This is a genomic window from Herbidospora sp. NBRC 101105, assembly GCF_030269205.1.
Classification (GTDB): Bacteria; Actinomycetota; Actinomycetes; order Streptosporangiales; family Streptosporangiaceae; genus Herbidospora; species Herbidospora solisilvae.
Map to the genome: position 1 here is coordinate 330,068 of NZ_BSSX01000006.1, position 23,437 is coordinate 353,504.

25 protein-coding genes and 1 pseudogene are annotated in these 23,437 nt (G+C 70.2%); 15 read left to right on the forward strand and 11 right to left on the reverse strand.

Features of this window, described 5'->3' with window-relative positions; translation table 11 throughout:
• Positions 1-18: 18 nt before the first annotated feature.
• Positions 19-1,896, reverse strand: a complete 1,878-nt coding sequence (locus QSK34_RS25300) for a primary-amine oxidase (protein WP_285587290.1) — start codon at positions 1,894-1,896, stop codon at positions 19-21.
• A 226-nt stretch (positions 1,897-2,122) separates the two neighbouring features.
• Between QSK34_RS25300 and QSK34_RS25305 the strand changes: the two genes are divergently transcribed.
• On the forward strand, positions 2,123-2,875 hold the full coding sequence (locus QSK34_RS25305; RefSeq protein ID WP_161483320.1) for a GntR family transcriptional regulator: 753 nt from the start codon (positions 2,123-2,125) through the stop codon (positions 2,873-2,875).
• Between the two features lie 35 nt (positions 2,876-2,910).
• Here the strand turns inward: QSK34_RS25305 and QSK34_RS25310 are convergent, their stop codons facing one another.
• The 3 genes from QSK34_RS25310 to QSK34_RS25320 form a co-directional block, all read right to left on the reverse strand.
• Positions 2,911-3,744 (reverse strand): carbohydrate ABC transporter permease, encoded by an 834-nt coding sequence (locus QSK34_RS25310; protein WP_285587291.1) that lies wholly within the window; start codon positions 3,742-3,744, stop codon positions 2,911-2,913.
• A complete protein-coding gene (locus tag QSK34_RS25315; RefSeq protein WP_285587292.1) occupies positions 3,741-4,619 on the reverse strand; it encodes a carbohydrate ABC transporter permease in 879 nt (292 codons plus the stop codon). Before QSK34_RS25315 ends, QSK34_RS25310 begins: the two co-directional genes overlap by 4 nt.
• Positions 4,620-4,680: 61 nt before the next feature.
• Positions 4,681-5,904, reverse strand: a complete 1,224-nt coding sequence (locus QSK34_RS25320; protein ID WP_285587293.1) for an ABC transporter substrate-binding protein — start codon at positions 5,902-5,904, stop codon at positions 4,681-4,683.
• Positions 5,905-6,163: 259 nt separating this feature from the next.
• On the opposite strand from QSK34_RS25320, the gene QSK34_RS25325 reads away from it, so the two are divergent.
• The 3 genes from QSK34_RS25325 to QSK34_RS25335 all read left to right on the forward strand — a co-directional run bounded on the left by QSK34_RS25325 (position 6,164) and on the right by QSK34_RS25335 (position 8,830).
• A complete protein-coding gene (locus QSK34_RS25325) occupies positions 6,164-7,204 on the forward strand; it encodes a Gfo/Idh/MocA family protein (protein ID WP_285587294.1) in 1,041 nt (346 codons plus the stop codon).
• A 10-nt stretch (positions 7,205-7,214) separates the two neighbouring features.
• Positions 7,215-7,763, forward strand: a complete 549-nt coding sequence (locus QSK34_RS25330; RefSeq protein ID WP_285587295.1) for a GNAT family N-acetyltransferase — start codon at positions 7,215-7,217, stop codon at positions 7,761-7,763.
• 167 nt (positions 7,764-7,930) lie between these two features.
• On the forward strand, positions 7,931-8,830 hold the full coding sequence (locus tag QSK34_RS25335) for a hypothetical protein (RefSeq protein ID WP_285587296.1): 900 nt from the start codon (positions 7,931-7,933) through the stop codon (positions 8,828-8,830).
• A 73-nt stretch (positions 8,831-8,903) separates the two neighbouring features.
• Here the strand turns inward: QSK34_RS25335 and QSK34_RS25340 are convergent, their stop codons facing one another.
• Positions 8,904-9,353 carry an anthrone oxygenase family protein gene (locus tag QSK34_RS25340; RefSeq protein WP_285587298.1) on the reverse strand — a complete coding sequence of 150 codons (450 nt, stop codon included), beginning with the start codon at positions 9,351-9,353 and terminating at the stop codon, positions 8,904-8,906.
• 73 nt (positions 9,354-9,426) lie between these two features.
• Here QSK34_RS25340 and QSK34_RS25345 point away from each other — a divergent pair, with 73 nt between their 5' ends.
• Together QSK34_RS25345 and QSK34_RS25350 are read left to right on the forward strand one after the other, a co-directional pair.
• On the forward strand, positions 9,427-10,065 hold the full coding sequence (locus tag QSK34_RS25345) for a TetR/AcrR family transcriptional regulator (protein ID WP_285587300.1): 639 nt from the start codon (positions 9,427-9,429) through the stop codon (positions 10,063-10,065).
• Positions 10,066-10,081: 16 nt separating this feature from the next.
• Positions 10,082-10,915, forward strand: coding sequence for an aldo/keto reductase (locus QSK34_RS25350; RefSeq protein WP_285587302.1), 834 nt, complete (start codon positions 10,082-10,084; stop codon positions 10,913-10,915).
• A 10-nt stretch (positions 10,916-10,925) separates the two neighbouring features.
• Here the strand turns inward: QSK34_RS25350 and QSK34_RS25355 are convergent, their stop codons facing one another.
• Positions 10,926-11,687, reverse strand: coding sequence for a TetR/AcrR family transcriptional regulator (locus tag QSK34_RS25355; RefSeq protein ID WP_285587304.1), 762 nt, complete (start codon positions 11,685-11,687; stop codon positions 10,926-10,928).
• A 58-nt stretch (positions 11,688-11,745) separates the two neighbouring features.
• Here QSK34_RS25355 and QSK34_RS25360 point away from each other — a divergent pair, with 58 nt between their 5' ends.
• The 5 genes from QSK34_RS25360 (at position 11,746) to QSK34_RS25380 (ending at position 18,074) form a co-directional block, all read left to right on the forward strand.
• Positions 11,746-12,684: an ATP-binding cassette domain-containing protein gene (locus QSK34_RS25360; RefSeq protein ID WP_285587307.1), complete on the forward strand. Its 939-nt coding sequence runs from the start codon at positions 11,746-11,748 to the stop codon at positions 12,682-12,684.
• Complete coding sequence (locus tag QSK34_RS25365) at positions 12,681-13,469, forward strand: ABC transporter permease (protein ID WP_285587309.1); 789 nt, start codon at positions 12,681-12,683, stop codon at positions 13,467-13,469. Before QSK34_RS25360 ends, QSK34_RS25365 begins: the two co-directional genes overlap by 4 nt.
• A 176-nt stretch (positions 13,470-13,645) precedes the next feature.
• Positions 13,646-17,011: a glycosyl hydrolase gene (locus QSK34_RS25370; protein WP_285587311.1), complete on the forward strand. Its 3,366-nt coding sequence runs from the start codon at positions 13,646-13,648 to the stop codon at positions 17,009-17,011.
• Positions 17,012-17,125: 114 nt separating this feature from the next.
• Complete coding sequence (locus QSK34_RS25375) at positions 17,126-17,338, forward strand: hypothetical protein (protein WP_285587314.1); 213 nt, start codon at positions 17,126-17,128, stop codon at positions 17,336-17,338.
• Positions 17,339-17,525: 187 nt separating this feature from the next.
• A complete protein-coding gene (locus tag QSK34_RS25380; RefSeq protein WP_285587316.1) occupies positions 17,526-18,074 on the forward strand; it encodes a superoxide dismutase family protein in 549 nt (182 codons plus the stop codon).
• A 78-nt stretch (positions 18,075-18,152) separates the two neighbouring features.
• On the opposite strand, the gene QSK34_RS25385 is transcribed toward QSK34_RS25380, so the two are convergent.
• Positions 18,153-18,797, reverse strand: a complete 645-nt coding sequence (locus QSK34_RS25385) for a collagen-like domain-containing protein (protein WP_285587318.1) — start codon at positions 18,795-18,797, stop codon at positions 18,153-18,155.
• A 379-nt stretch (positions 18,798-19,176) separates the two neighbouring features.
• Here QSK34_RS25385 and QSK34_RS25390 point away from each other — a divergent pair, with 379 nt between their 5' ends.
• Positions 19,177-19,815, forward strand: coding sequence for a helix-turn-helix transcriptional regulator (locus QSK34_RS25390; protein ID WP_285587320.1), 639 nt, complete (start codon positions 19,177-19,179; stop codon positions 19,813-19,815).
• On the forward strand, positions 19,812-20,969 hold the full coding sequence (locus QSK34_RS25395; RefSeq protein WP_285587322.1) for an aminotransferase class I/II-fold pyridoxal phosphate-dependent enzyme: 1,158 nt from the start codon (positions 19,812-19,814) through the stop codon (positions 20,967-20,969). The genes QSK34_RS25390 and QSK34_RS25395 overlap by 4 nt, the downstream gene beginning before the upstream one ends.
• Here the strand turns inward: QSK34_RS25395 and QSK34_RS25400 are convergent.
• Positions 20,929-21,186 carry a hypothetical protein gene (locus tag QSK34_RS25400; RefSeq protein WP_285587814.1) on the reverse strand — a complete coding sequence of 86 codons (258 nt, stop codon included), beginning with the start codon at positions 21,184-21,186 and terminating at the stop codon, positions 20,929-20,931. The two genes, QSK34_RS25395 and QSK34_RS25400, sit on opposite strands and share 41 nt — an antisense overlap.
• Between QSK34_RS25400 and QSK34_RS25405 the strand changes: the two are divergent.
• Positions 21,116-21,379, forward strand: a pseudogene (locus tag QSK34_RS25405) (helix-turn-helix domain-containing protein); the annotation flags it as partial. The gene QSK34_RS25400 and the pseudogene QSK34_RS25405 sit on opposite strands and share 71 nt — an antisense overlap.
• Here the strand turns inward: QSK34_RS25405 and QSK34_RS25410 are convergent.
• Positions 21,306-22,382, reverse strand: a complete 1,077-nt coding sequence (locus QSK34_RS25410; RefSeq protein WP_285587324.1) for a cation diffusion facilitator family transporter — start codon at positions 22,380-22,382, stop codon at positions 21,306-21,308. The pseudogene QSK34_RS25405 and the gene QSK34_RS25410 overlap by 74 nt on opposite strands.
• Before the next feature lie 20 nt (positions 22,383-22,402).
• Between QSK34_RS25410 and QSK34_RS25415 the strand changes: the two genes are divergently transcribed.
• Positions 22,403-22,762: an ArsR/SmtB family transcription factor gene (locus QSK34_RS25415; protein WP_285587326.1), complete on the forward strand. Its 360-nt coding sequence runs from the start codon at positions 22,403-22,405 to the stop codon at positions 22,760-22,762.
• Between the two features lie 5 nt (positions 22,763-22,767).
• Here QSK34_RS25415 and QSK34_RS25420 read toward each other — a convergent pair whose 3' ends face one another.
• Positions 22,768-22,950, reverse strand: coding sequence for a hypothetical protein (locus QSK34_RS25420; RefSeq protein ID WP_285587328.1), 183 nt, complete (start codon positions 22,948-22,950; stop codon positions 22,768-22,770).
• Positions 22,951-23,000: 50 nt separating this feature from the next.
• A complete protein-coding gene (locus tag QSK34_RS25425) occupies positions 23,001-23,318 on the reverse strand; it encodes a helix-turn-helix transcriptional regulator (protein WP_285587330.1) in 318 nt (105 codons plus the stop codon).
• Between the last annotated feature and the right edge of the window lie 119 nt (positions 23,319-23,437).

Sequence of the window (23,437 nt, forward strand, 5' to 3'; positions counted from 1 at the left end):
TCCCCAGATGTCGATGAGTCACGAATGGCAGTGCGTGGCGCCGCCGGACGCCGGGATGTCCAGCGTCGGGTTGCGGCCGAAGAAGCCGGATGGCTTGAGCTTGAAACCGGTGGTGTCCACCGGCATGACCGGCCAGTCCTCCGGGCGCGGGAAGTGCGTCATGCCGAAGGTGTGCCAGAGCACGATCGGCGCGCCGTCGATGTCGCGGTCGGCGGCGACCCAGGCGGGCATGCCCGCCCCGCCGGGATGCTGGTTGACCAGGTCACCGGCCGGATAGAGCTCGGCGGGGTCGTAGGCGGTGACCCACAGGTGGCCCGAGGCGAACACGGCCCGGCCGTACAGGTCCGACTCGGTGTCGGCGAGCAGGACCGGCATGCCCTCCGGGTGCAGCACGTAGGCGACGTCCTTGCCGAGGCGGTTGCGCACCTCGGGGTTGCCCACGCGCCAGACCCGGCCGCGCCGGCCGTCGGCCAGGCGGGGGGCGTCGCTCTCCCTGCGCAGGCGGGTGACCCGCTGGGTGATGCCGGTGCCGGTCGGGTTCTCCGGGCCGCGCGGCACCGCGACGGCGTCGATCTCCTCGACGTAGTTGGCGGGGCCGTCGACGGCCATCTCCAGGCGGGCGCTGAACAGGTGCTGGTGGTGCGGGGCGCCCAGGCCGGGGGCGACCTCGGTGGCGTAGGCGTAGTCGCCGCCGGGGTTCGGGTGGCCCGAGGTGAACACGACGCCGGTGGCCTTGACCTCCAGCTCGATCGTGCCGTCGAGGTAGAGGTACCAGTAGAAGCCGTAGTCGTAGTTGCCGACGGTGACGAAGAACGAGATCACCAGGCGGCGGTTGCGGCGCACCTCGCTGGAGTTGGTGAAGTGGCTGGTGTGCTTCCAGAGCACCCCGGCGTCCTCTTCGTGGATGCAGATCGCCTGGGGGATCACGCGCGGGTGGCCGGCGTTGTCGGCGACCACGGCGTCCAGGTAGGTGATCTCGCCGAGGCAGTCGCAGCCGAGCTTGAGGGAGTTGGCGAAGTTGCCGAGCAGGTACTCGCCGCCGTCGAAGAAGGTCTGGAACCAGCGCTGGGGGCTGGGGTCGGCGTACGGGACGACCATCTCGGCGATCGAGGCGCGGTCGACGACCCTGCGGTCGTCGATCGAGATGTCGCGCAGCACCAGGCCCTCGCGGGAGTCGAAGCAGACCTGGACCTTCCAGCCGAGCCAGTCGAGCACGTGGTCGTCGTCGATGGTGAAGCTGGGGCCGTGCGGCTGGGTGATCTCGATGGGCTTCAGGCCCTCGCGCGCCGGCCCGGTGAACGAGGGGAGGTGGAAGTTGCCGTCCTCCTGCGGGACGTCCAGGACGGTGTTGTCGAGCACCTCGACGACGGTCTTCTCGATGACGTCCACGTAGGCGACGACGCCGTCGACCGGATGGGCCCAGGGCAGGTCGTGCTCGTCCTTCTGCAGGAAGGTCAGGGTGCGCTGGAGGCGGCGGCCCTGCTCGTCCTCGGTCATCGCCCGGCCCGCCGACAACGGTTGCACGCGCAGCTTGGACAGGTCGGTCAGGCCACGGCGGCGCATGGCCGCGAGCCAGCGCTCGTCGGCGTGCACGATCGCCTCGACCATCGCGAACTCCAGCATGACGACCGGCACCTGGCCGTCGACGGCCGGGTCGAGCTCGGTCACCGACACCAGGGCGTCCTCCGACGGGCGGACCACCACGTCGTGGGAGCGGCCGTCGGCCATGTCGACGAGCATCGCCCGCAACTCGCGCGCCCCCGCCGGCCTGCGCTTGTCCTGCTCCTTCAGGCCCAGGTACGACACGTGGGTCGTCTCGTTCAGCAGGCCCTCGCGGACGAGGATCTCGCGCGCCGCCGATATCTCCTCGGCGCGGAGTGTGCTGTGTTCCCTCACGATGACTCCTCTCATGACCAGATTAGTACCAAAGTGTGTACCACGCCATACCAATAGAGGCGCAGAGGTACCGAATTGCTTGATTCGGGTGACCGTAACGGCAGACGGATCTGCCTGTTCATGCCGTTGGCTACAGGTTTGTCGGGATATCCGGCCGAGTTAAACCAGGACTCATCTGGTCTTCTGTGGTTTGCGTACCGGAGGGTGGTTCCGCGATAATGCGAGCGTGAACGCCCCGACGTCGCCGTCGATCCACGCCGATCACCCCGAGCCGCTGTGGATCCAGGCGGTGAACCTCATCAAGGAACAGCTGGGCACCGGCGTGCTCAAGCCCGGCGGCCGGCTGCCCCCCGAGCGCGAGTTGTGCGAACGGCTCGGCATCAGCCGGGTCACCCTGCGCAAGGCGCTGCGCACCCTGGTCGAAGAGGGCATCCTCAGCCCCTCCCACGGCCGGGGCTGGTACGTCGCGCCGAGCGCCGGAGCACCCGCCCGCGAGTGGCCCAACAGCCTGGAGTCGTTCACCGAGACCGCCCGCCAGATGGGCCTGACGCCCAGCTCGACCGTGCTGCGCCACGAGGTGGTGCCGGCCGACCTCGACGAGGCCGAGCAGCTGTCCATCGCGCCGGGCACCCCGCTGTTCGTGCTGGAGCGGGTGCGCCTGCTCAACGGCGTGCCGACCGCGCTCGACCTGACCCGCATCCCGGCCGGGCTGGTGCCCGGCTTCGCCGAGCTCGACTTCACCGCCGGCTCCCTCTACGAGCAGATCGCCTCCGTCGGCCTTCACCCGGCCCGCGCCAACGCCACCATCGAGGCCCGCGAGTCCGACGACCACCTCGCCGGTCACCTGCAGCTGGAGGTCGGCAAGCCGGTGCTGGTGATGCGCCAGCTCGTCTACGGCGCCAACGACACCCCGCTGTTCTCCTCGATGGTCTGCTACCGGGGCGACCGCTACCGGCTGCGCACCAGCTTCCAGCGCTGAGCTTTTCCCCACTGAGCCTTCCACCACGGGCCCGTTCACTTGCCGATGCCCGCGCTCAGACCCTGGATGAACTGCCGCGAGAAGACCACGAACAGCACGATCAGCGGCACCGCGCCCAGCGTGAGGGCGCCGAGCAGCGCCGGGTAGTCGTTGAGGAACTGCCCCACGAACTGCTGCACGCCGAGCGTCACCGTCTGGTTCTCCTTGCTCGGCGCGAGGATGAGCGGGAACCACAGGTCGTTCCAGATCGGCAACATCGTCACCGACGCCACCGCCGCCAGGCCCGGCCGCACCATCGGCAGCGTGATCGACAGGGTGCGCAGCTCACCCGCGCCGTCGATGCGCGCGGCCTCCTTCACCGCCGCCGGCACCGCCTTGAAATAGGTCATCAGCAGCGCGATCGCCAGCGGCAGGCTCATCGCCGTGTAGACCAGCACCAGTGCGACCAGCGTGTCCATGAGCTGCCAGGAGATCATCGTCTTGATGATCGGCACGGTGCCCAGGCGGATCGGCAACATGATGCCCAGCACGAAGAACCCGCCCACGAGCGGCGCGAACCGCACCTTGTACTCCGTCAGCGCGAAGGCCGCCAGCGTCGCCAGCACCAGCGTGGCCACCGTGGCCCCCACCGTGACGATGAGGCTGTTGCCGTAGTTGGTGACGAACTGCCCGCGCGTGAACACCCGCTCGTAGCCGCCGAGGCTGAAGGTCTCGGCGTTCGGCAGCGCGAACGGCTGGCCGAAGATGCCCGGCGTGGTCTTGAACGAGTTGACCACGATCACCAGGATGGGCGCGACCGCGAGCAGCGCGAAGAGGATCAGCAGCGCGTGCGTCACGAGCGACCCGGCGCGGTCTCGGTTGATTCTCACAGTTCGTAACTCCTGAGACGGCGGTGCAGCAGCCCGAAGTAGGCCGCGGTGACGACCAGGATGATCAGGAAGATCACGCTGGCCACGGTCGCGCCCAGGTCGAGGTCGGAGAGTTGCCCGCTCGATCCGAAGAAGGTGCGGTAGAACAGCGTGCCGAGGATGTCGGTGCTGTAGTTGGGCCCGGGGGCCGAGCCGTTCAGGGCGAAGACCAGGTCGAACCCGTTGAAGGTCCAGATGTACGTCAGGATCGCGATCAGCCCGAACTGCGGCGCGATCAGCGGGAACTTCACCCGCCAGAACGTCGACCAGGCCCCCGACCCCTCGACCCGGGCGGCCTCCAGCACGTCGTTCGGCACGGCCAGCAGGGCGGCGTACAGGAAGATCATGGGGATGCCGACGTACTGCCAGACCGACATCAGCGAGATGGTCGGCAGCGCGGTGCGCTCGTCGCCGAGCAGCGGGAAGTCGACCAGGCCCCACAGCGGGTTGATGATGAGCCGCCACACGAAGCCGACGATCACCACCGACAACGTGGTCGGGATGAACAGCAGCGTCCGGTAGAGGCCCGTCGACCGGCGCAGCCTGCCGGAGGTGAGCAGCGCGGCCAGCAGCAGGCCGAGCGGCACCTCCACGACCAGGTGGATGGCGAAGAACTCCAGGTTGTTGGTCAGCGCGTTCCAGAAGCGCTCGCTGGTCGTCGGGTTGGTGAACAGGTAGACGTAGTTCTCCAGGCCGACGAACCTGGCGACGCCCGAGTCGGTGTCGTACAGGCTGTACCAGATGGAGTTCACCAGGGGGAGCGCCGCGAACACCACGTAGACCGCGAGGGCGGGCAGGGTGAAGGCGAGGAAGTAGCGGTAGTGGGCCCGGTTCAAGACGTGCCTTTCGGATCGCAGAAGGGTGCCGGGCCCCGAGGGAGGGGGCCCGGCACGGGTCTCACTGCTGTGGCGTGTACCAGCTGGCCAGGCCCTTCTGGAGTTCCTCGGTCGCCTTCTGCGTGCTGAGGTCCTCGTTGAGCATGAGCTGGAGCACCCGCCACACCTCGTCGTCGAACGGGGGAGTGCCGGCGCTGAGCCGGTCGAGGCCGAGGCGCGGGGTGAGCTTGGCGCCGTTCTTCAGGTCGGCGAAGGCCTGCGCGAGCGGGTTGGTGTACGTCACGGGCTGCTTGGCCATCGAGAAGAAGCCGGGCAGCTTGTTGACGTACAGCTCCAGGAACTCGGGGGTGGCCGTCCAGGCCAGGAACTCCTCGGCGGCGGCCTTGTTCTTGCTGGCCGCGCTGATGCCGATGGCCATGTCGGGCATCTCCTGGAGGTAGCGGTCACCGCCGGGCACGTCGGTCGGCGGGCCGAAGACGCCGACGTTGAGCCCGTCGACGGCGACCTGGTTGATGTTCCAGGAGCCGTCGGGCAGGATCGCGGCCTTGCCGAGCGTGAACAGCTGCGTCATGTCCGGGTACTTCAGGCTCTCGAAGCCCTTGGGCAGGTAGGGCTTCCACGCGGCGAACGCGTCGAAGGCCTTCTGGAAGTCGGGGTCGGTGACCTTCTTGGTGCCCTTGATCAGGCCCTGCCGGCCCTCCTCGCCCTTCCAGTAGACCGGGCCGATGCTGTAGAGGCCGTTGTAGGCGAGCTGCCACGACTCCGACGAGCCGACCGCGAGCGGTGTGTACTTGCCGTTGTCCTTGATCTTCTTGAGCACGGCCAGGAACTCGTCCTGGGTGGTCGGCACCTGCAGGCCCAGCTCGGCGAAGATGTCCTTGTTGTAGTAGAAGCCGGCCAGCACGGCGGCGGTCGGCAGGCAGTAGCGGCTGCCCGCGTCGTCCGACCACGGGTCGAGAGCCAGCGGCTCGAACGCCTCCAGCATCGGCTTGCCGTCGAGCTTCTCGAAGTAGCCCTTCTTGATCCACGAGCGGTTCACGTCGTAGGGCCGGCAGGTGATGAGGTCGGGGCCGGTGCCGCCGTCCACCTGCGACTGGATCGCCGCGTTGTACTCGTTGGTGTTGGTGGCGGCGAACTTCACGTCGATGTTCGGGTGGGACTTCTCGAAGGCGGGGAGGATCTCGTCCTCCCACATCGCCAGGTCCTCGGTACGCCAGCTTCCCAGTGTCAGCACGGTCTTCTCGCCGGCGGCGGCCGGGGCGGAAGTGCCGCCGCCGGTGGTCACGGGTGTCGCCGACGGCGCGCACGCCGAGGTCAGGACGGCAGCTGCTGCCGCGACCAACGCAACGGATGCACGTATTGCATGCATGGGGTTGCCTCTCGCTTCGTTGTCATCGCTTGCTCCCCCGGAGGCCAGCGCCTGATGCGGCAGCGTACACAGACGACCTGCGTGGTAACAAGAGGTATTGCTTTGGTTTACGGTGATGCTACCTTTCGAACCACGGCGTGCCCTTTGCCGCCTGGAACCGCGTCCGGAGGACCAGATGATCGGTGTCGGCCTGCTCGGTGCAGGGTTTATCGGTGAGTGTTATGCCGACGCACTCGACGACGTGAAGGGTGCGGAGCTCGTCGCGCACTACTCCCGATCCCCCGAGAGGGCCGCCGCTTTCGCCGCCCGACCGGGACGCAACACGAGACCACACGAGACCATGAAGGCGCTGTGCGAGGACCCGGCCGTGGACCTCGTCGTCGTCGCCTTGCCGAACGAGGTGCATTTGGAGGCGGTGCGCCACGTGGCCGCCGCCGGCAAGGGCGTGGTGTGCACCAAGCCGCTCGCGCGCACCGGCCCCGAGGCCGAGGAGATCCTCAAGGTGGTGACCGACGCCGGCATCTGGCACGGCTACGCCGAGAGCTCGGTCTTCTCACCCAACATCGCCAAGGCCCACGAGATCGTCGAGGCCGGGGGCATCGGCGACGTGCTCTGGATGCGCGCCCGCGAGGGCCACTCCGGCCCGCACGCCCCCCACTTCTGGGACGCCGAGACGGCCGGCGGCGGCGCGCTGCTGGACATGGGCTGCCACACCGTCGAGTCGGCCCGGCACTTCTTCGGCAAGGACAACCCGGTCGTCGAGGTCTTCGCGTGGGGCGCGACGCTGGCCCACAAGGACAAGACCACCGGCGAGGACACCGCCATCGCGCTGCTGAAGTTCGCCGGCGGCCAGGTCGCCTCGATCGAGTCGTCGTGGGTGGAGAAGGGCGGCATGCAGCTGCGCCACGAGTTCGTCGGCAGCGCCGGCCGCCTGGTCACCGACACCGCCTCGACGCCCGTGTGGGGCTTCATCACCCAGCCCGTCGGCTACCTGGTGGAGAAGGCCGACGCGGACACCGGCTGGGTCTACCCGGTGCCGGAGGAGACCAGGGCCTACGGCTTCTCCCAGCAGATGCGGCACTTCGTCGACTGCTTCGCGGCGGGCCAGACGCCGCTGGAGACCTTCGACGACGGCGTGGTGGTCAACCGGATCATCGACGCCTGCTACCGGTCGATGAAGACGGGCCGCTGGGAGCCGGTTCAGCACAGGGCCTAAGGTTCGGTGCATGTCCGAAACGCCGTCACGGGTGGAGCTCTCCCCGTTCACCGTCGCCGACCAGGACGAGTTCTGCTCCCTCGTCGCGGCCAGCGCCGGCCTCCACACCCCGTGGATGCAGCTGCCCGCGACCCCCGAGGCGTTCCAGGACTGGATGCGCCGCTTCGACGGCGGCGCCAACCTGGGCTTCCTGATCCGGGTCAGGGAGACCGGCGCCGCCGCCGGCATGGTCAACATCAACTCGATCATCCGCGGGCGGTACCAGGGCGCGTCCCTCGGCTACGCGGCGTTCGCGCCGTCGGCGGGGCGGGGGTACATGACCGAGGGCCTCACCCTCGTCCTGCGGCACGCCTTCGAGGAGCTGAGACTGCACCGGCTGGAGGCCAACGTCCAGCCGGGCAACACGGCGTCGCTGGCGATGGTCCGGCGTCTGGGCTTCCGGTACGAGGGCCTGTCGCCCGACTACCTGTACATCGACGGCGCCTGGCGCGACCACGAACGCTGGGCCGTCACCGCGCCGTCCCCCTGGACCCCCGACCCTTCTCTCCCGGCCGTCTAAATGTTATATGGCCGGACCTCACAGCGCTTTCTGTGTGATGTTAACTCCCTTGTGCGACGGTCCGGAAATGGTATGTCAAAAAAAGTGGCGAGGGTAAATTGAAAGTGCGTCGACCGCGGCTCACACTCATGGTCAAGGAGGCCTGACCCCTCAATTTTGGAGCCGCAATGGACCGAGCCGTAATCGGAATCCACAAGCGCCGGAAAACGACGCTCCGCCGCGTCGCGTCCGTCACCGTCGCCCTGCTCTCCGTGGCGTTCCTGTGCGCCCCGCCCGCCACCGCCGTCGCGCTGCCGACGCCGAAGGACCTGACGGCGTACCTGGACCTGGAATGCTTCAAGACCAGCCAGTACCAGCCGCCGGCCACCACGCTCACGCTGCGGCACATCAACCCGGTGCTCGCCAACCTGCCGATCGAGACCGTCACGCTCGGCCCGCGCGAGCAGCTGTGCGTCCCGGTCGCCAAGAACAACCAGGCGCCGCCGTCGCCCGCGCTCGACTTCATCCGCTTCATCGATCTGGCGTGCTACCGGATCTCCGGCACCACCGTGAACACCGGGTTGGTCCTCAGCCACCTCAACCCGTTGTTCCAGGGCTTCCCGCGCACGCAGATCAGCATGAACTCCCCGCAGCAGCTCTGCGTGCCGGTCATCAAGAACAACGCGATCCCGCCGGACGACGTGCTGAAACTGGTCCGGCACATCGACCTGAAGTGCTACGGCATCCAGCCGAACGCCGCGCTCGGCACGCAGCTCGGCCTGCGCCAGCTCAACCCCGTCCTGGTTCCGGTGATCCCCAACCACGCCGCCCAGGTCACCTACGCCCGCCAGTTGTGCGTGCCGGTGCAGAAGGCCGGTGACAACATCCCCGCCGAGATCTTCAACATCGTGCGGTGGATCGACCTGGAGAAGTTCGACCTGAACGTCGCCGCCACGCCCCAGGTCGGCCTGACCCTGCGGCACATCAACCCCGTGCTCGCCAATCTCCCGCCGGAGCAGGCCGTGCTGACCGGCGCCAACCAGTTGGCCCTGCCGGTCGCCAAGAACGGCGCCTTCCCGCCGGGCTGACCATACAGATAAACGCGGAGCCCTTTTCCCGTGAAAGGGCTCCGCTGTTTCTCCGGCATTTGCGGGCGATGAATTACCGTGCCCGGGCGAGCAGCAGGAGAAGGAATCCGGCGACGGCCATCGCCGTGCGGACGAGATGGAGGTTCCACCATTCCGCCCGCGCCCGCGCCCAATCGACCGGCAGCAGGTCGGGATTCCACGAGTCGGCGAGCCGGTTCAGCGCGTCGAGGCGCGTCACCGTGAGCACGATCACCGCGACGACCAGCACCACCGCGCCCACGCTGAGCCAGAACCCCGGCCCGCCGCGGGAGTAAGCCATGACGCACGTCGCCACCATGAGCGCCAGGCACGTCAGCAGCAGCACCGGCATGGCCCGGCCGTAGTCGGCGTTCAAGGTCTGCCAGTAACGCACGTAGGCGGGGCCCGGCAGCGCGCGCAGCGACGGCGCGAGCGCGGTGAACACCAGGCCCCCGGCGAACACCCCGAGCAGGGCCGTCGCCCCGGTCCGGACGGCTTCGAACATCGGCACCCCCATAATCGACTGGAAGCGCACCATTTCATTTGAATCGATTAAAGTCAATGTGTGGGTGACCGTCATGAACCAGAAGCGCCGGTACGTCAGCGGCGTCCGCCAGGAGAACGCGCGCGCCACCCGCGAGCGCATCGCCGCGGCGGCCCGGACCCTCATGCTCGAACGCGGGTACGCCGCCACGACCATGGCCGACGTCGCGCGGGCGGCGGGCGTGGTGGTGCAGACGCTCTACACGTCCAGCCCCGGCGGCAAGCCCGGCCTGGCCAAGCTGGTCTGGGACGTCACCCTCGCCGGTGACGCCGAGCCCGTGCCCCAGAGCGAGCGTCCCCAGGTGCGGGCGATCATCGCCGAACCCGACCCGGAGAAGAAGCTCGCCGCCTACGCCGCCATGGCCGTCGAGATCTACGAGCGGGTCGGGCCCGTCCACCGCGTCCTGCGCGCGGCGGCGGCCACCGACGCCGGCCTGGCCGACCTGCTGGCCACCACCGAACGCCAGCGGCTGACCGGCGGCCACGGCCCGGCGGCCCATCTGAAGGAGGTCGGCGCGCTGCGCGACGGCCTGACCGTCGAGGAGGCCGCCGCCCACATCTACGCGGTGACCTCCCTGGAGGTGTTCGAGCACCTGACGGAGATCGCCGGCTGGACCCCGGAGCGGTGCCGCGACTGGTTGTCCCGCGTGCTCCGCGACACCCTCCTGGCCTGACGCCTAGACTGCGGCCGTGATCACGACTCCCACCGTCCGGCTGGCACACGGCGCCGACATGCCGCGGCTCGGCCTGGGCACCTGGCCCATGAACGACGCGCAGGCCGAACGCGCCGTCGCCACCGCGATCGAGGCCGGCTACCGGCTCATCGACACGGCCGAGGCCTACGGCAACGAGGCCGGCGTCGGCCGCGGCATCAAGGCCTCGGGCATCGCCCGCGAAGAGCTGTTCGTCACCACCAAGTTCGACCGCCACTGGCACGGCCGCGACCTGGTCCCGCAGGCCTACCAGGCCAGTCTCGACCGGCTCGGCCTCGACTACGCCGACCTGTTGCTCATCCACTGGCCCAACCCGGGCCACGACCGCTACGTCGCGGCCTTCGAGGGGCTGGTCGACCTGCTGCAGGACGGCCGCCTCCCGGCGATCGGCACCTCGAACTTCAAGCCGGCCCACCTCGACCGCGTCATCACCGAGACCGGCGTGGTGCCCGACGTCAACCAGATCCAGCTCAGCCCGGCGGTCACCCGCGACGAGGCGCGCGCCTACCACCAGTCCCGCGGCATCGTGACCGAGTCGTGGTCACCCCTGGGCGGCCAGGGCGCCGACGTGCTGAACCGGCCGGAGATCGCGGCCGTCGCCGAGGAGGTCGGCCGGACGCCCGCGCAGGTGATCCTCCGCTGGAACGTCGAGCTCGGCCTGGTGACCATCCCGAAGTCGTCGGACCCCGAGCGGCTCCGCGAGAACCTCGCGGTCTTCGACTTCAGCCTCACCCCGCAGCAGATCGCCGCGATCAGCGCCCTCGACCAGGGCGAGTCGGCGGCCGTCGACTCCGACGCGTTCGGCCACTGACCGCAGGCCGCTATCCCGCCGGCTGTTCCGTCGGCGGGAGGGCCGCGGCGACGCAGTCGAGGACCCGGCGCAGGCCGTGCCGGAACTGGTCGTCGCGGCTGAGGTGGGGCCGGCGCGCCTCCATCACGATCTTGGTGAAGATCGGGTGGTCCCCGCTCTTCACCAACCGGTCGACGTGCGCGTGGCCGCGCGCCATCCACTCCGCCTCGCTGAGCCCGCTGCGGCGCAGCTCCTCGGCCGCGCTGATCTCCTCGCGGACGGCGCCCTCGACGTAGCCGTTCAGCAGGGCCATGAGGCCGAGGTTCTCGTCGATGGGGACCAGCGGATCGAGCACCCCCATCAGGCGTTCGATCAGCAGCAGCTGGTTGGGGCCCAGGCCGGGGAGTGAGCGCTGCACGGCGGCGATCCACGGGTGCCGACGCCACATGGCCCGCAACCCGTCGGCGTAGCGGGTCAGGTCGGCCCGCCAGTCGCCCGAGGGCACACCCGTGAGGTCGATCTCGCCCGTCAGCCGGTCGGCCATGAGCTCGATCAGGTTGTCGCGGCTCGGGACGTACCGGTAGAGGGACATCGCGCCCGCGCCGATCTCGGCGGCGATGCGCCGCATGGTGGCGGCCTCCAGCCCTTCGGCGTCGGCGATCCGGATCGCGGCCTCGGTGATCTGGGCGCGGCTGTAGACGGGTTTCGGCCCCCGGGCGGGGCGCTCGGGCAGCGTCCAGATGTTCACGTACTCGGCGTCGGCCACCGTCTCCTCCTCGCCAATTGCGTACATGGTACCCAGTGACCTAGCCTGGCCCGCAATTGCGTACAACGTACTCAGTGGAGGGGTCATGACGGATGCGATCGTGGTCGCCGAAGGGCTGCGCAAGTCCTTCGGCGGGGTCGAGGCGCTGCGGGGCCTGGATCTGCGGGTCCGGAGGGGAACGGTCTGCGCGGTGCTCGGGCCCAACGGCGCCGGGAAGACGACCGCCGTGCGGGTCCTGGCGACGCTGTCCGCCCCCGACGCCGGGCACGCCCGCGTCGCCGGGCACGACGTCGTCCGGCAGGCGGGGGAGGTCCGCGCCCGGATCGGGCTGGCGGGCCAGTACGCCGCCGTGGACGAGAAGCTCACCGGCCGCGCCAACCTGCGCATGTTCGGGCGCCTGTCCCACCTGCCGCGGCGCGAGGCGCACCGGCGGGCCGACGAGCTGCTCGACCGCTTCGGCCTGACCGAGGCCGCCGACCGGCGGGTCGGCGGCTACTCCGGCGGCATGCGCCGCCGCCTCGATCTGATCGCCAGCCTCGTCCGGCGTCCCGAGGTGCTCTTCCTGGACGAACCCACCACCGGCCTCGACCCGCGCGGGCGGGGCGAGATCTGGGACGCGGTCCGCGAACTCGTGGCCGACGGCACCACGGTGCTGCTCACCACGCAGTACCTCGACGAGGCCGACCGGCTGGCCGACGACGTCGCCGTCGTCGACCACGGCCGGGTGATCGCCACGGGCACCCCCGACGAGCTGAAGGCCACGATCGGCGACCGCCTCGACGTCGTCGTCGAAGACCCCGCCGCCCTGCGCCCGGCGGCGGCCGTGCTCCGGGGCCTGGCCGGGACCGACCCCACCACCACCGGCGACGACCGGCTCAGCGTCGCCCTGCCCGGCGGTGGCCTCCGGCTGGCCGGCGTCGTGCGCGAACTCGACCGCGCCGGGGTGGCCGCCGCCGACGTGCGGCTGCGCCGTCCCACCCTCGACGAGGTGTTCCTGCGTCTCACCGAGGAGCCGGTCCGATGACCCGCCTGCGGTGGGCCTTGACCGCCGGGCTGACCCTGGTCGGCCGCGAGCTGGGGCGGCTGCGGCACGACCCCGGCGAGCTCGTCGCGGCGCTGATGTTCCCGGCCGTCATGGTGGTGCTGTTCGGGTACGTCTTCGGCAGCGCCATCCAGGTGCCGGGCGGCGGCGACTACCGCGAGTACCTGATGCCCGGCCTGTTCGCGATGGTGACCTTCTCCTCGGTGATGGGGGTCATGACGCGCACGGCCGCCGACGCCTCCCGCGGGGTGATGGACCGCTTCCGCTCCCTGCCGATGGCGCGTTCGGCGGTGCCGTTCGGGCAGACCGGCGCCGACCTGCTGGTCGGCCTGCTGATGCTGGCCGTCATGGTGGCCGCGGGCCTGCTGGTGGGGTGGCGGGCGCACCTCGGGCCCGGCCCGGCGGCCCAGGCGGTGCTGCTGATGGTCGTGCTGCGGTACGCGCTGGCGTGGGCGGGCGTCTACGCGGGCCTGGCGGTGCGCGACGACCGGGTCGCCGACGCGCTGGTGCCGCTGTTCCTGCCGTTCACGATGGTGTCGAACGCGTTCGTGCCGACCGGCGGCATGCCGGGCTGGTTGCGGTTCCTGGCCGACTGGAACCCGGTGAGCGCGCTCACCGCCGCCGCGCGGCAGCTGTTCGGCAACCCGGGCGCGCCGGCCGGAGACCCGGCGTGGCCGCTCGCGCATCCCGTGGCCGCCGTCCTGCTCTGGTCGGCCGCGCTGCTGGCGATCTTCGTGCCGCTGTCGCTGCGTGCCCACCGGCGCTGAGAGCGCTCTCGCCCTGACCTGCATCGGAGAGATTAACGTCTCGGTAATCGGTCAGAAACATTGACGGGCGGCGTTTCGGGCACTAGTTTCCGCGCAGAGAGCGCTCTCTGCGAGAAGCGGTCCCACAGACCTCACCCCCCAACGCACACCGCCAGGTCGTCCCCCACGGAGGAAGAATGCACCAGCCCATCGGGGCTCAGTCACCCGGCACCTCGCCGCCCGGCCGCCGCCCCGCGTCGCGGTCGCTCGTGGTCAGCGTCGTGCTGGCGATGATCGCGGCGACGCTCGCGTTCGTGGCCAGCACCCCCGCCGCCCAGGCGGGCACGGTCGGCGCCGGGTCGTACGCCGACACGCTGCCCGCCGGTCGCGCCCTGCCGTCCGGTTGCGGATCCTTGTCGACCAACCCGCGTCTCTACGTCACCGCCAACGCCCCGGCCGGCGCGGTCCCCACCAACGACTGGTGGTCGTCGCTGCTCTGGAAGCGGTTCGACTGCGCCTACAGCGAGCCGCTGCACGCCCACCCGACCTCCTACGACACCTTCGCCGGCGGCCTCGGCTTCTCCTACAACACCACCCCCACGATCACCGGCTCCGCGACCGGCGTGGGCGAGTTCCACTACCCGTACGTGCAGAACATCCTGGTCGGCGTCACCGGCCTGAACTCACCGGACACGAAGGTGGACGGCTGGACCGACTGGACGGTCTCCCCGTACTGGAGCGACGGCACCCGGACCCTTCGTGCCACCATCGGTCACGGCCTGCCCTTCGCCTACTTCACCAAGACCGGCGGCAACGCCCAGATCACCACGAGCGGCACGCCGACCGTGTGGTCCAACAGCGGCGGCACCATCGGGTTCACCGTCAACGGCAAGGACTACCTCGGCTTCGCCCCCAGCGGCTCGACCTGGACGGTCAGCGGCACCAGCATCACCTCGACGCTGAACGGCCAGAACTACTTCTCGGTCGCCGTCCTGCCGACCACGCCGTCGACCCCGGCCGCCACCCGCACCAGCCTGGCCGGCACCTACGCGCAGTACGCCCACGCGCACGTCACCGGCACCCGGGTGTCCTACTCGTACAACCCGGCCACCGCGAACGTCAGCACCACCTACACCTTCACCACGACGGCCCGTGAGGGAAGCGCGAGCGGCACCGTCATCGCGCTCTACCCGCACCAGTGGAACCACCTGACCGGTTCCACCCCGCTGGCCGAGACCTACGTGTCGGCGCGTGGCCAGATGAAGGTCGTCACCGGCACCTCGTTCAGCACCACGATGAAGTTCCAGGGTGTGCTGCCCGAGATCCCGGCCGTCGCCGACAACGCCGGCGGCGACCTGACCACCATCACGAACTACCTGAACGCGGAGCTGGGCGACCCCACGGCGGGCCTCGGCGACGACACCTACTGGACCGGCAAGGGCCTGGGCCGGGCGGCGCGCATCGCCGAGATCGCCGACCAGCTCAACCTGACCGCCGTCCGCGACTCGGCGCTCAACCGGATCAGGACCCGGCTCACCGACTGGTTCACCGCCACCCCGGGCAAGACCAGCCGGGTCTTCTACTACAACCAGCCCTGGGGCACCCTGCTCGGCTACCCGGCCTCCTACGGCTCCGACCAGGAGCTCAACGACCACCACTTCCACTACGGCTACTACATCGCCGCCGCGGCGACGCTGGCCAAGTTCGACCCGACCTGGGCGACCAACGCCCAGTACGGCGGCATGGTGGACCTGCTGATCCGGGACGCCAACAACTACGACCGCAACGACACCCGCTTCCCCTACCTGCGTGACTTCGACATCTACGCGGGCCACGACTGGGCGGCCGGGCACGGCGCGTTCGGCTCCGGCAACAACCAGGAGTCGTCGTCGGAGGGCATGAACTTCGCCAACGCCCTCATCCAGTGGGGTCAGGCGACCGGCAACACCGCCGTCCGCGACGCGGGCGTGTTCATCTACGCCACCCAGAGCGCGGCGATCCAGGAGTACTGGTTCGACGTGCGCAACCAGAACTTCCCGGCGGCCTTCGGCCACAACACGGTCGGCATGGTCTGGGGTTCCGGCGGCGCCTACGCCACCTGGTTCAGCGGCGAGCCCGAGATGATCCAGGGCATCAACATGCTGCCGATCACCGGCGGCCACTTCTACCTCGGCGAGTGGCCGGCCAACGTGCTGATCAACTACAACGAGCTGGTCACCAACAACGGCGGCCCGCCGACGGTCTGGCAGGACATCATCCAGGAGTTCCGGGCCCTCGCCGACGGACCGGCCGCGCTGGCGGCCTTCCAGGCCAACCCGAACTTCACCTCCGAGGAGGGCGAGAGCAAGGCGCACACCTTCCACTGGCTGCGCAACCTGGCCGCGCTCGGCACGGTGGACACCACGGTCACCGCCAGCCACCCGCTGGCGAAGGTGTTCGTCAAGAACGGCGTGCGCACCTACGTCGCGTCCAACATCACCGGCAGCCCGCTCACGGTGACCTTCTCCAACGGCACGACGCTGACCGCGCCGGCCGGCAAGACCGTCACCTCGGGCCTGTTCACCTGGAGCGGCGGCAACGCGTCCGGCGGCGGCACCTCCTCGCCCAGCCCGTCGCCGTCCCCGTCGCCTTCGCCGAGTCCGTGCGCGACCACGCTGCTGTCGCAGGGCCGCCCGGCCACCTCGTCGAGCGTCGAGGCCGCCTACACCGCCGGCCTGGCGGTCGACGGCAACGCGGCCACCCGGTGGGCCAGCGCGTTCAGCGACCCGCAGTGGATCCAGGTCGACCTGGGCTCGACGCAGACCATCTCGTCGGTGCAGCTGACCTGGGAGGCCGCGTACGGGCGGTCGTACCAGATCCAGACCTCGACCAACGGGACCACCTGGACCGACGTCTACAGCACCACCACCGGCGACGGCGGCACCGACAACCTGACGGTGTCCGGCTCGGGCCGCTACGTGCGGGTCTACGGCACGGCGCGCGGCACCGCGTGGGGCTACTCGTTGTGGGAGTTCAAGGTGTACGGCGGCGGCGCCGCGTGCCCCAGCTCCTCGCCCAGCCCCTCGCCCAGCCCTTCGCCCTCGCCCGGCGGCCCCTTCTCCGCCAACCGCTACCCGCAGTCGAACGGCACCCTGCCCGGGACGACGGGCTCGGCCGGCACGGTCACGCTGGCCGCGGCCAACGGCAACCGTGACGGCACCCCGACCAACGCCGCCGTCTACAACGCCACCGGCCTGACCGCGGCCTACAGCGGCGCGGCCACCACGTTCGACCTGTTCGTGGACGCCGGGACCAACGTCGGCAACGCCACCCAGGTCAGGGTCTCCTACGACCTGACCGGCAACGGCAGCTGGGACCGGGTGGAGACCTACACCTACTTCGCCACCGACCCGGTGGCCGGGTGGGAGCACTACACCCAGGCGGCCGGGGTGAAGTCGGCCACCGGCACGCTCGGCAACCTGGCGAACGGCTCGGTGCGGGTCGAGGTCTGGAGCGCGATCGGCTCCACCACGACCAACCTCGGGATCGGCAACCAGAGCGTCATCCGCCTGCCCTTCGCGTAATCGCCTGACGGCGGCGGTCCGCACGTGCGGACCGCCGCCGTCACTCTTGCCAGACTTGGTCTCGTCGGCTTATCTCTTAGGAAAGTTTCTTTTTATTTTCGGAGAGGAAGCCTCGTGAGAAGACGTGCTCTTCGGATGGGGATCGTCGCGCTCGGCCTGACCGCCGTCACCCTCACCGCCACCCCCGCCCACGCCGGCGTCGTCGGCTACTACCCCAGCAGCGTTTCGTGCGAGGCCGCCGGGCAGCGCGGCCTCGGCGCGGTCTGGCCCTGGTACAGCTGCTATCCGTCGGGCAGCGTCTGGGCCCTCTGGGCGCCCGGCTTCTGACGCCCGGAACCGGGGGCCGTCTCTCCGGGGGAGAGGCGGCCTTCGGGAACCTTTGCCTTCGGCACCGGGAAAGCGGACATTTCGGTGGGAATCTCTCTCCTCGTTCGGAGAAACCCACACCGGGAGACCGCTGATGCTGAGTAAGGCCCGTTTGCCGCTGGTTGTCCCGCTGGGTGTGGGAGTCGTCATGGTCGGCATCACGGCGCTCGGAGCGCTGAAACCGGGACGGGGCGGCGTGCCGGCCAGTGCCGTGATCAAGAACACCCAGGGCCAGACGGTCGGCTCGCTCCAGATCGAGGACGCCGGGAACGGCAAGTCCAAGGTCACGGTCAGCGTGACGAGCCTGCCGGCCGGCTACCACGGCTTCCACGTGCACGCCAAGGGCGTCTGCGACCCGCAGTCGAAGGACCCCGCCACGGGCAGCCCCTTCTTCAGCGCGGGCGGCCACTTCGACCTCGGCTCCCACTCCCACGACCACCACACCGGCGACCTGCCCAACCTGCTGGTCGGCGCGGACGGCACCGGCACCGCCTCGGCGGTGACCGACCGGTTCCAGGTGGCGCAGCTCTTCGACGACGACGGCAGCTCCATCATGATCCACGCGCTGGCCGACAACCACGCCAACATCCCCGACCGCTACCGGAACGAGGCGGGCCAGAAGGGCCCCGACGCGGAGACGCTGAAGGCCGGCGACTCCGGCGGGCGCATCGCCTGCGGCGTGATCACCCGAAGCTGATCAAGCGGGGCCCGGTCTTTTCGTTACGCGAAAAAAGCCCTTCCGAATGGCGTCGGAAGGGCTTTTTATGCGGACGGGTCAGACGCAGATGGCGTAGACCTTGAGCTTGACGGTCCTGTTGTTCTCGACCGCGACACGAACCGCCCAGCTGTTGCTGTTGCCGTTGACGGTCGGCTTGCTCATGGCCACGTACTTGACGTAGTCGCTGCCGGAGGTGATGTCGTAGCCGCCGCCGACGACCTTCTTGCCCGGGTCGCAGGTGGTCAGGGCGTAATCCGAGCTGCTGTTGACCGAGGTCTCGGTGCCGGTCTTGATGACCGGCGTGACGCCGCCGGCGGGGCCGGCCTCGCCCTTGGGGCCCTGCGGTCCGGCGGGGCCGGTCTCACCCTTCGGACCCTGGGGACCCGCGGGGCCGGCCTTGCCGTCCTCGCCGTTGGCGCCCTTCGGACCGGCGGGGCCGGCCTCGCCCTTGGGGCCCTGCGGTCCGGCGGGGCCGGCCTCGCCCTTCGGACCCTGGGGACCGGCGGGGCCGGTGTCGCCCTTCGCGCCCTGCGGGCCGGTGGCGCCGGTCTGACCCTTGGGACCCTGCGGACCGGTCTGGCCCTTCGGGCCCTGAGGGCCGGTGTTGCCGGTCATGCCCTGGAGGCCCATCGGGCCCTGCTCGCCCTGGCCGCCCCACGTGATCTTCGTCTCGGTGGCGCGGCACTTGGTGGTCGCGTTCACGATGCGTGCGTACCGGGTCTTCTTGTTGACACAGGCGTGGATGACGGTGTCAGCAGCCGAAGAAGCGGTCGCCATGCTTCCGACGGCGAAAATCGAACCCGCGAGCGCGCCGACGGTCAAAATCCCGATCGTGCGTCCGCCCGGCAACCTGATAGCCACTGAATTTCCTTCCGATGAAAACAGCGTGTCCTCTGTTGCTGAAGAGGATCCCGTGGTTGACGGTCCACGGGCGCACACGGTTCACCGGGCTCACATCACAACTCGATCTCGGTGCGCATTTATGTAGGTGTTCACTTACAAACGCCGAGACGAATTGTCAGTCAACGAATTAAGTAAACCTGGTTGGACGTTCCGTCCACATTGGACGTAGAGTCCAGCCATGGACGACGACCCCCGGGTGCGCACATGGGCGCCCGTCTGCCGGGCCGTGGCGGCGCTGCTCGGCCCCTACGCCGAGGTGGTCCTGCACGATCCCGGCACCGACCGGATCCTGGCCGTGTGGAACCCGATGAGCGCACGCGGGCCGGGAGACCCGTCGCTGCTGGGCGAGCTCGACGCCCTCGACCCCGCCGCCCCCGACGTCTTCGGGCCCTACGAGAAGCTGCTCGCCGACGGCCGGCGGTTGTCGTCGGTCAGCGCCATCCTGCGCGACGCCGACGGCAGGGCGTCGGTCGTGTTGTGCGTCAACCTCGACCGGACCCCGCTGGAGCAGGCCGCGGCCGTGCTGTCCGCCTTCGGCGCCGCGGCCGCCTCCCGGCCGGAGCCGCTGTTCGAGCACGACTGGAGCGACCGGGTGCAGCACGTCGTCGGCTCCTACGTGCGCGAGTGCGGCCGCCCGGTGGAGCGGCTGACCCGCGCCGACCGCCTCGCCGTCCTGGCCCGGCTGGAGGAGGCCAGGGTGTTCGCCGTGCGCCGTGCCACCCCGGTCGTCGCCCGCGCGCTGGGGGTCTCCCGATCCACCCTCTACGGCCTGCTGGCCGAGCTCAGAGCACCGAACACGAAGGACCACGCACGATGACCCGGCTGCCCGACTTCCGCCTCGAAACCTACTTCTCCCGGTGGGAGTTCACCGCGCGTCACCACCTGACCGCCTCCGACGCCCAGAGCATGTCGCTCGGCGAACTGCTGGCTCTGGCCGACGACGACGACCGGGCCGCGTTCGAGAACCTGTCCCTCGGCTACACCACCACCCACGGCGACCCGGCCCTGCGCGAGGCGATCGCCGCCACCTACGACCACCTGGACGCCGCCGACGTCCTCTGCTTCGCGGGCGCGGAGGAGGCCCTCTACCTGGCGATGAACGTGCTGCTCGACGCCGGGGACCACGCGGTCGTGGTGACGCCCAACTACCAGGCGGCCGAGACCGTGCCGCTGGCGTTGTGCGAGGTCACCGGCGTCGCCCTCGACCCCGGCGACGACTGGGCCCTCGACCTCGACCGGATCAGGGCCGCGATCAGGCCGAACACCCGGGTCGTGTCGGTCAACTTCCCCAACAACCCGACCGGCAAGGTCATCGGCGCCGCCGACTTCGCCGAACTGGCCCGGATCTGCGACGAGCACGACGTCCACCTGTTCAGCGACGAGGTCTACCGCGGCCTCGAACGCGACCCGGCCCGCACCCTGCCGCAGGCCGCCGACCTGTCCGAGCGCGCCCTGTCGCTGAACGTGACATCCAAGTCGCTGGGCCTGCCGGGCCTGCGGATCGGCTGGCTCGCCTGCCGCGACCGCGCCCTGCTGTCCCGGCTGGAGCGGGCCAAGCACTACACCACCATCTGCAACTCGGCCCCCAGCGAGGTGCTGGCCCGGATCGCGATCAAGGCCCGCACCACGATCCTGGCCCGCAACCGCGCCCTGATCGCCCGCAACGTGCCGGTCTTCGACGCCTTCTTCGGCGGCTTCCCCGACCTGTTCGAGTGGCGCGCGCCCGACGGCGGCTGCGTCGCCTACCCCCGCTACCTCGGCCCCGACGGCGTGGAGGACTTCTGCGCCCGCCTGGTCGAGGAGGCCGGCGTCCTGCTGCTGCCGGCGAGCATCTACCGGTCCGAACTGACGCCCACCCCCGCCGACCGGTTCCGCGTCGGCGTCGGCCGCGCCGACCCCGAAGAGGGCCTCGCGGCCTTCGGGGCCTGGCTCAGGCGAGGTCTTCGGCCAGCCGGTGGAGAGCCTCGGTGAGCTCGGTCCGGCAGGTGACGGTCCGGTCGCCCCGGGCGCCGTAGAGGCCGCGCCGCTCGGCGTCGTACAGCTCGGCCAGCTCCGCCGCCATCCGCGGCGGCAGGCCCCCGTCCACCAGCGCCCGGGTCCACCCGGGCCGGGGGATGGCGTCGGCCAGCGCCTCACGGGCCGCCTTCGCCCGCCCGTTCGCCGTCCTCGTGGGCGAGCCGCCGCTCACCTACCTGACCGGCTGGCGCATCGCCCTGGCCGCCGACCTGCTGCGCGCGTCCGACACGACGATCGACGCGGTGGCCCGCCGCGTCGGCTACGCCAACGCGTTCGCGCTGAGCGGCGCCTTCAAGCGGGTTCGGGGTGTGTCCCCGAGCGGCCACCGGGCCGGTGTGCGATCAGCGGCCGGTGCGCGTGGGTGAGTTCGGGCCCGTCCGGATCGGTGTGCACGGTGGCCGCGCCCAGCCGGGGCAGCCGGTGGATCAGCCGGTGCTCGACGTCGACGGCGACCTGGTGGGCCTCGACCACCGACATCTCCTGGTCCACCAGCACGTCGACCTCGGCGCGCAGGGTGTGCCCGATCCAGCGCAGCCGGATCGACCCGGCCCGTGACACCCCCGGCGTCGCGGCGATGATCTCCTCGGCCAGCGTCACCAGTGCGGGGTCGACCGCGTCCATGAGGCGGTGGTAGATCTCGCGGGCGGCGTCGCGCAGCACGAACAGGATCGCCACCGTGATGAGCAGGCCGATGATCGGATCGGCGAGGGGAAAGCCGAGGGCCACACCCCCGGCCCCGAGGAGCACGGCCAGCGAGGTGAACCCGTCGGCGCGCGCGTGCAGCCCGTCGGCCACCAGCGCGGCCGAGCCGATCCGCCGGCCGACGCGGATGCGATAACGCGCCACCCACTCGTTGCCCAGGAACCCGATCACCGCCGCGCCCGCCACCCACCCGAGGGCCCCGACCTCCTGCGGGTCGAACAGCCGCCGGACGGACTCGTACCCCGCGAACAGGGCGGACGCGGCGATGAGCAGCACGATGACGATCCCGGCCAGGTCTTCGGCCCGGCCGTACCCGTAGGTGAAGCGGCGCGTGGCGGCGCGGCGGCCGACCGAGAACGCGATGGCCAGCGGGACGGCGGTCAGGGCGTCGGCGAAGTTGTGCAGCGTGTCGCCGAGCAGCGCGACCGACCCGGAGAGGGCGACGACGACCGCCTGCGCCGACGCGGTGACCACCAGGATCACGAACGAGATGCCCAGCACCCGCAGCCCGAGCCTGCTGGACTCCAGCGCGGCGTCGGTCTTGTCGGCCGAGTCGTGGTTGTGCGGAGTGATCAGATGGCGGACGGCGGCCAGGAACCGCCGGCCCCTTCCCTGCTGGCCGTGTCCATGCCCATGGCCGTGCCCGTGTTCGATGTCGGAGCCCATGTCTGCCAGGATATGTAGTCATGTACGCACGCGACAACGAAGCAGGTGCGACACCGCCGCAGGAGCCACCCACGGGCGCCCAGGTGGAGACGGCCGTGGAGGCCTTCCGCATGCTCGGCGACGCCACCCGCCTCCGGCTGATGTGGCTGCTCTCGGCCGGCGAGTACGACGTGACCTCCCTCACCGAGGCGATCGCCGCCCCCCGACCGTCGGTCTCCCAGCACCTGGCGAAACTACGCCTGGCGGGCCTGGTCAGGACCCGCAGGGACGGCCGGCGGGTGCTCTACCGCGCCCGCGACGCCCACGTGCGAAGGATCATCAGCGAGGCGCTGTTCCACGCGGACCACGAGGTCTCCGGAATGCCCCGCCACGACGACTGAGCCCCTCAGCAGTTGAGGGAGACCGTGGTCTGAGGTCGCCCCGAAGCGGGGTGGAGGGCGATGGGGAAGGTCCGCCCGTCGCCCACCCGGATCTCGATCGAGTTCGGCCCCGTCCACGTGACCGAATGGAACCCGTCATCGGGGGCGTCGTCGTTGAAGCAGCCGAGATCCCACTTTCTGCCGAGCAACCCGTCACGGGCACAGAACGTGCCGGGTGGGGCCGGTGGCGGGGACCTCGTCAGGACAAAGTCTTCGGCGGCGTCTCGACGCTGGCGAACAGCTCGACCAGGGCGCGGACGGGGGCGTGGGCCTCGGTGTGGTGACGGAAGTGCTGGTCGAGGTTGAGCTGGTAGTGGTTGCGGCGCCCGACTCGGTCGCGGGTGAGGTAGCCGGCCTCGTGCAGGTCGGCCACGATGCCCTGGACGGCTCGCTCGGTGATGCCGATGACCTCGGCGACCTCGCGCAGCCGGACCTCGGGATTGCGTGCGATCTCCAGCAGCACCCGGGCGTGATGGGTCAGGAACGTCCAGGACGAGCGGTCTTTGGCAGTGGTCATCGGAGTCACGCCTTCGCCCTCGGATGGGTGTTCGCAAGGTCGCCGTCACCGGCTGTTCCAGCCTTGCACAGCGAACAGCCTTTCACGAAATCTTCTTCAGGTTTATGGTGGATGGACGA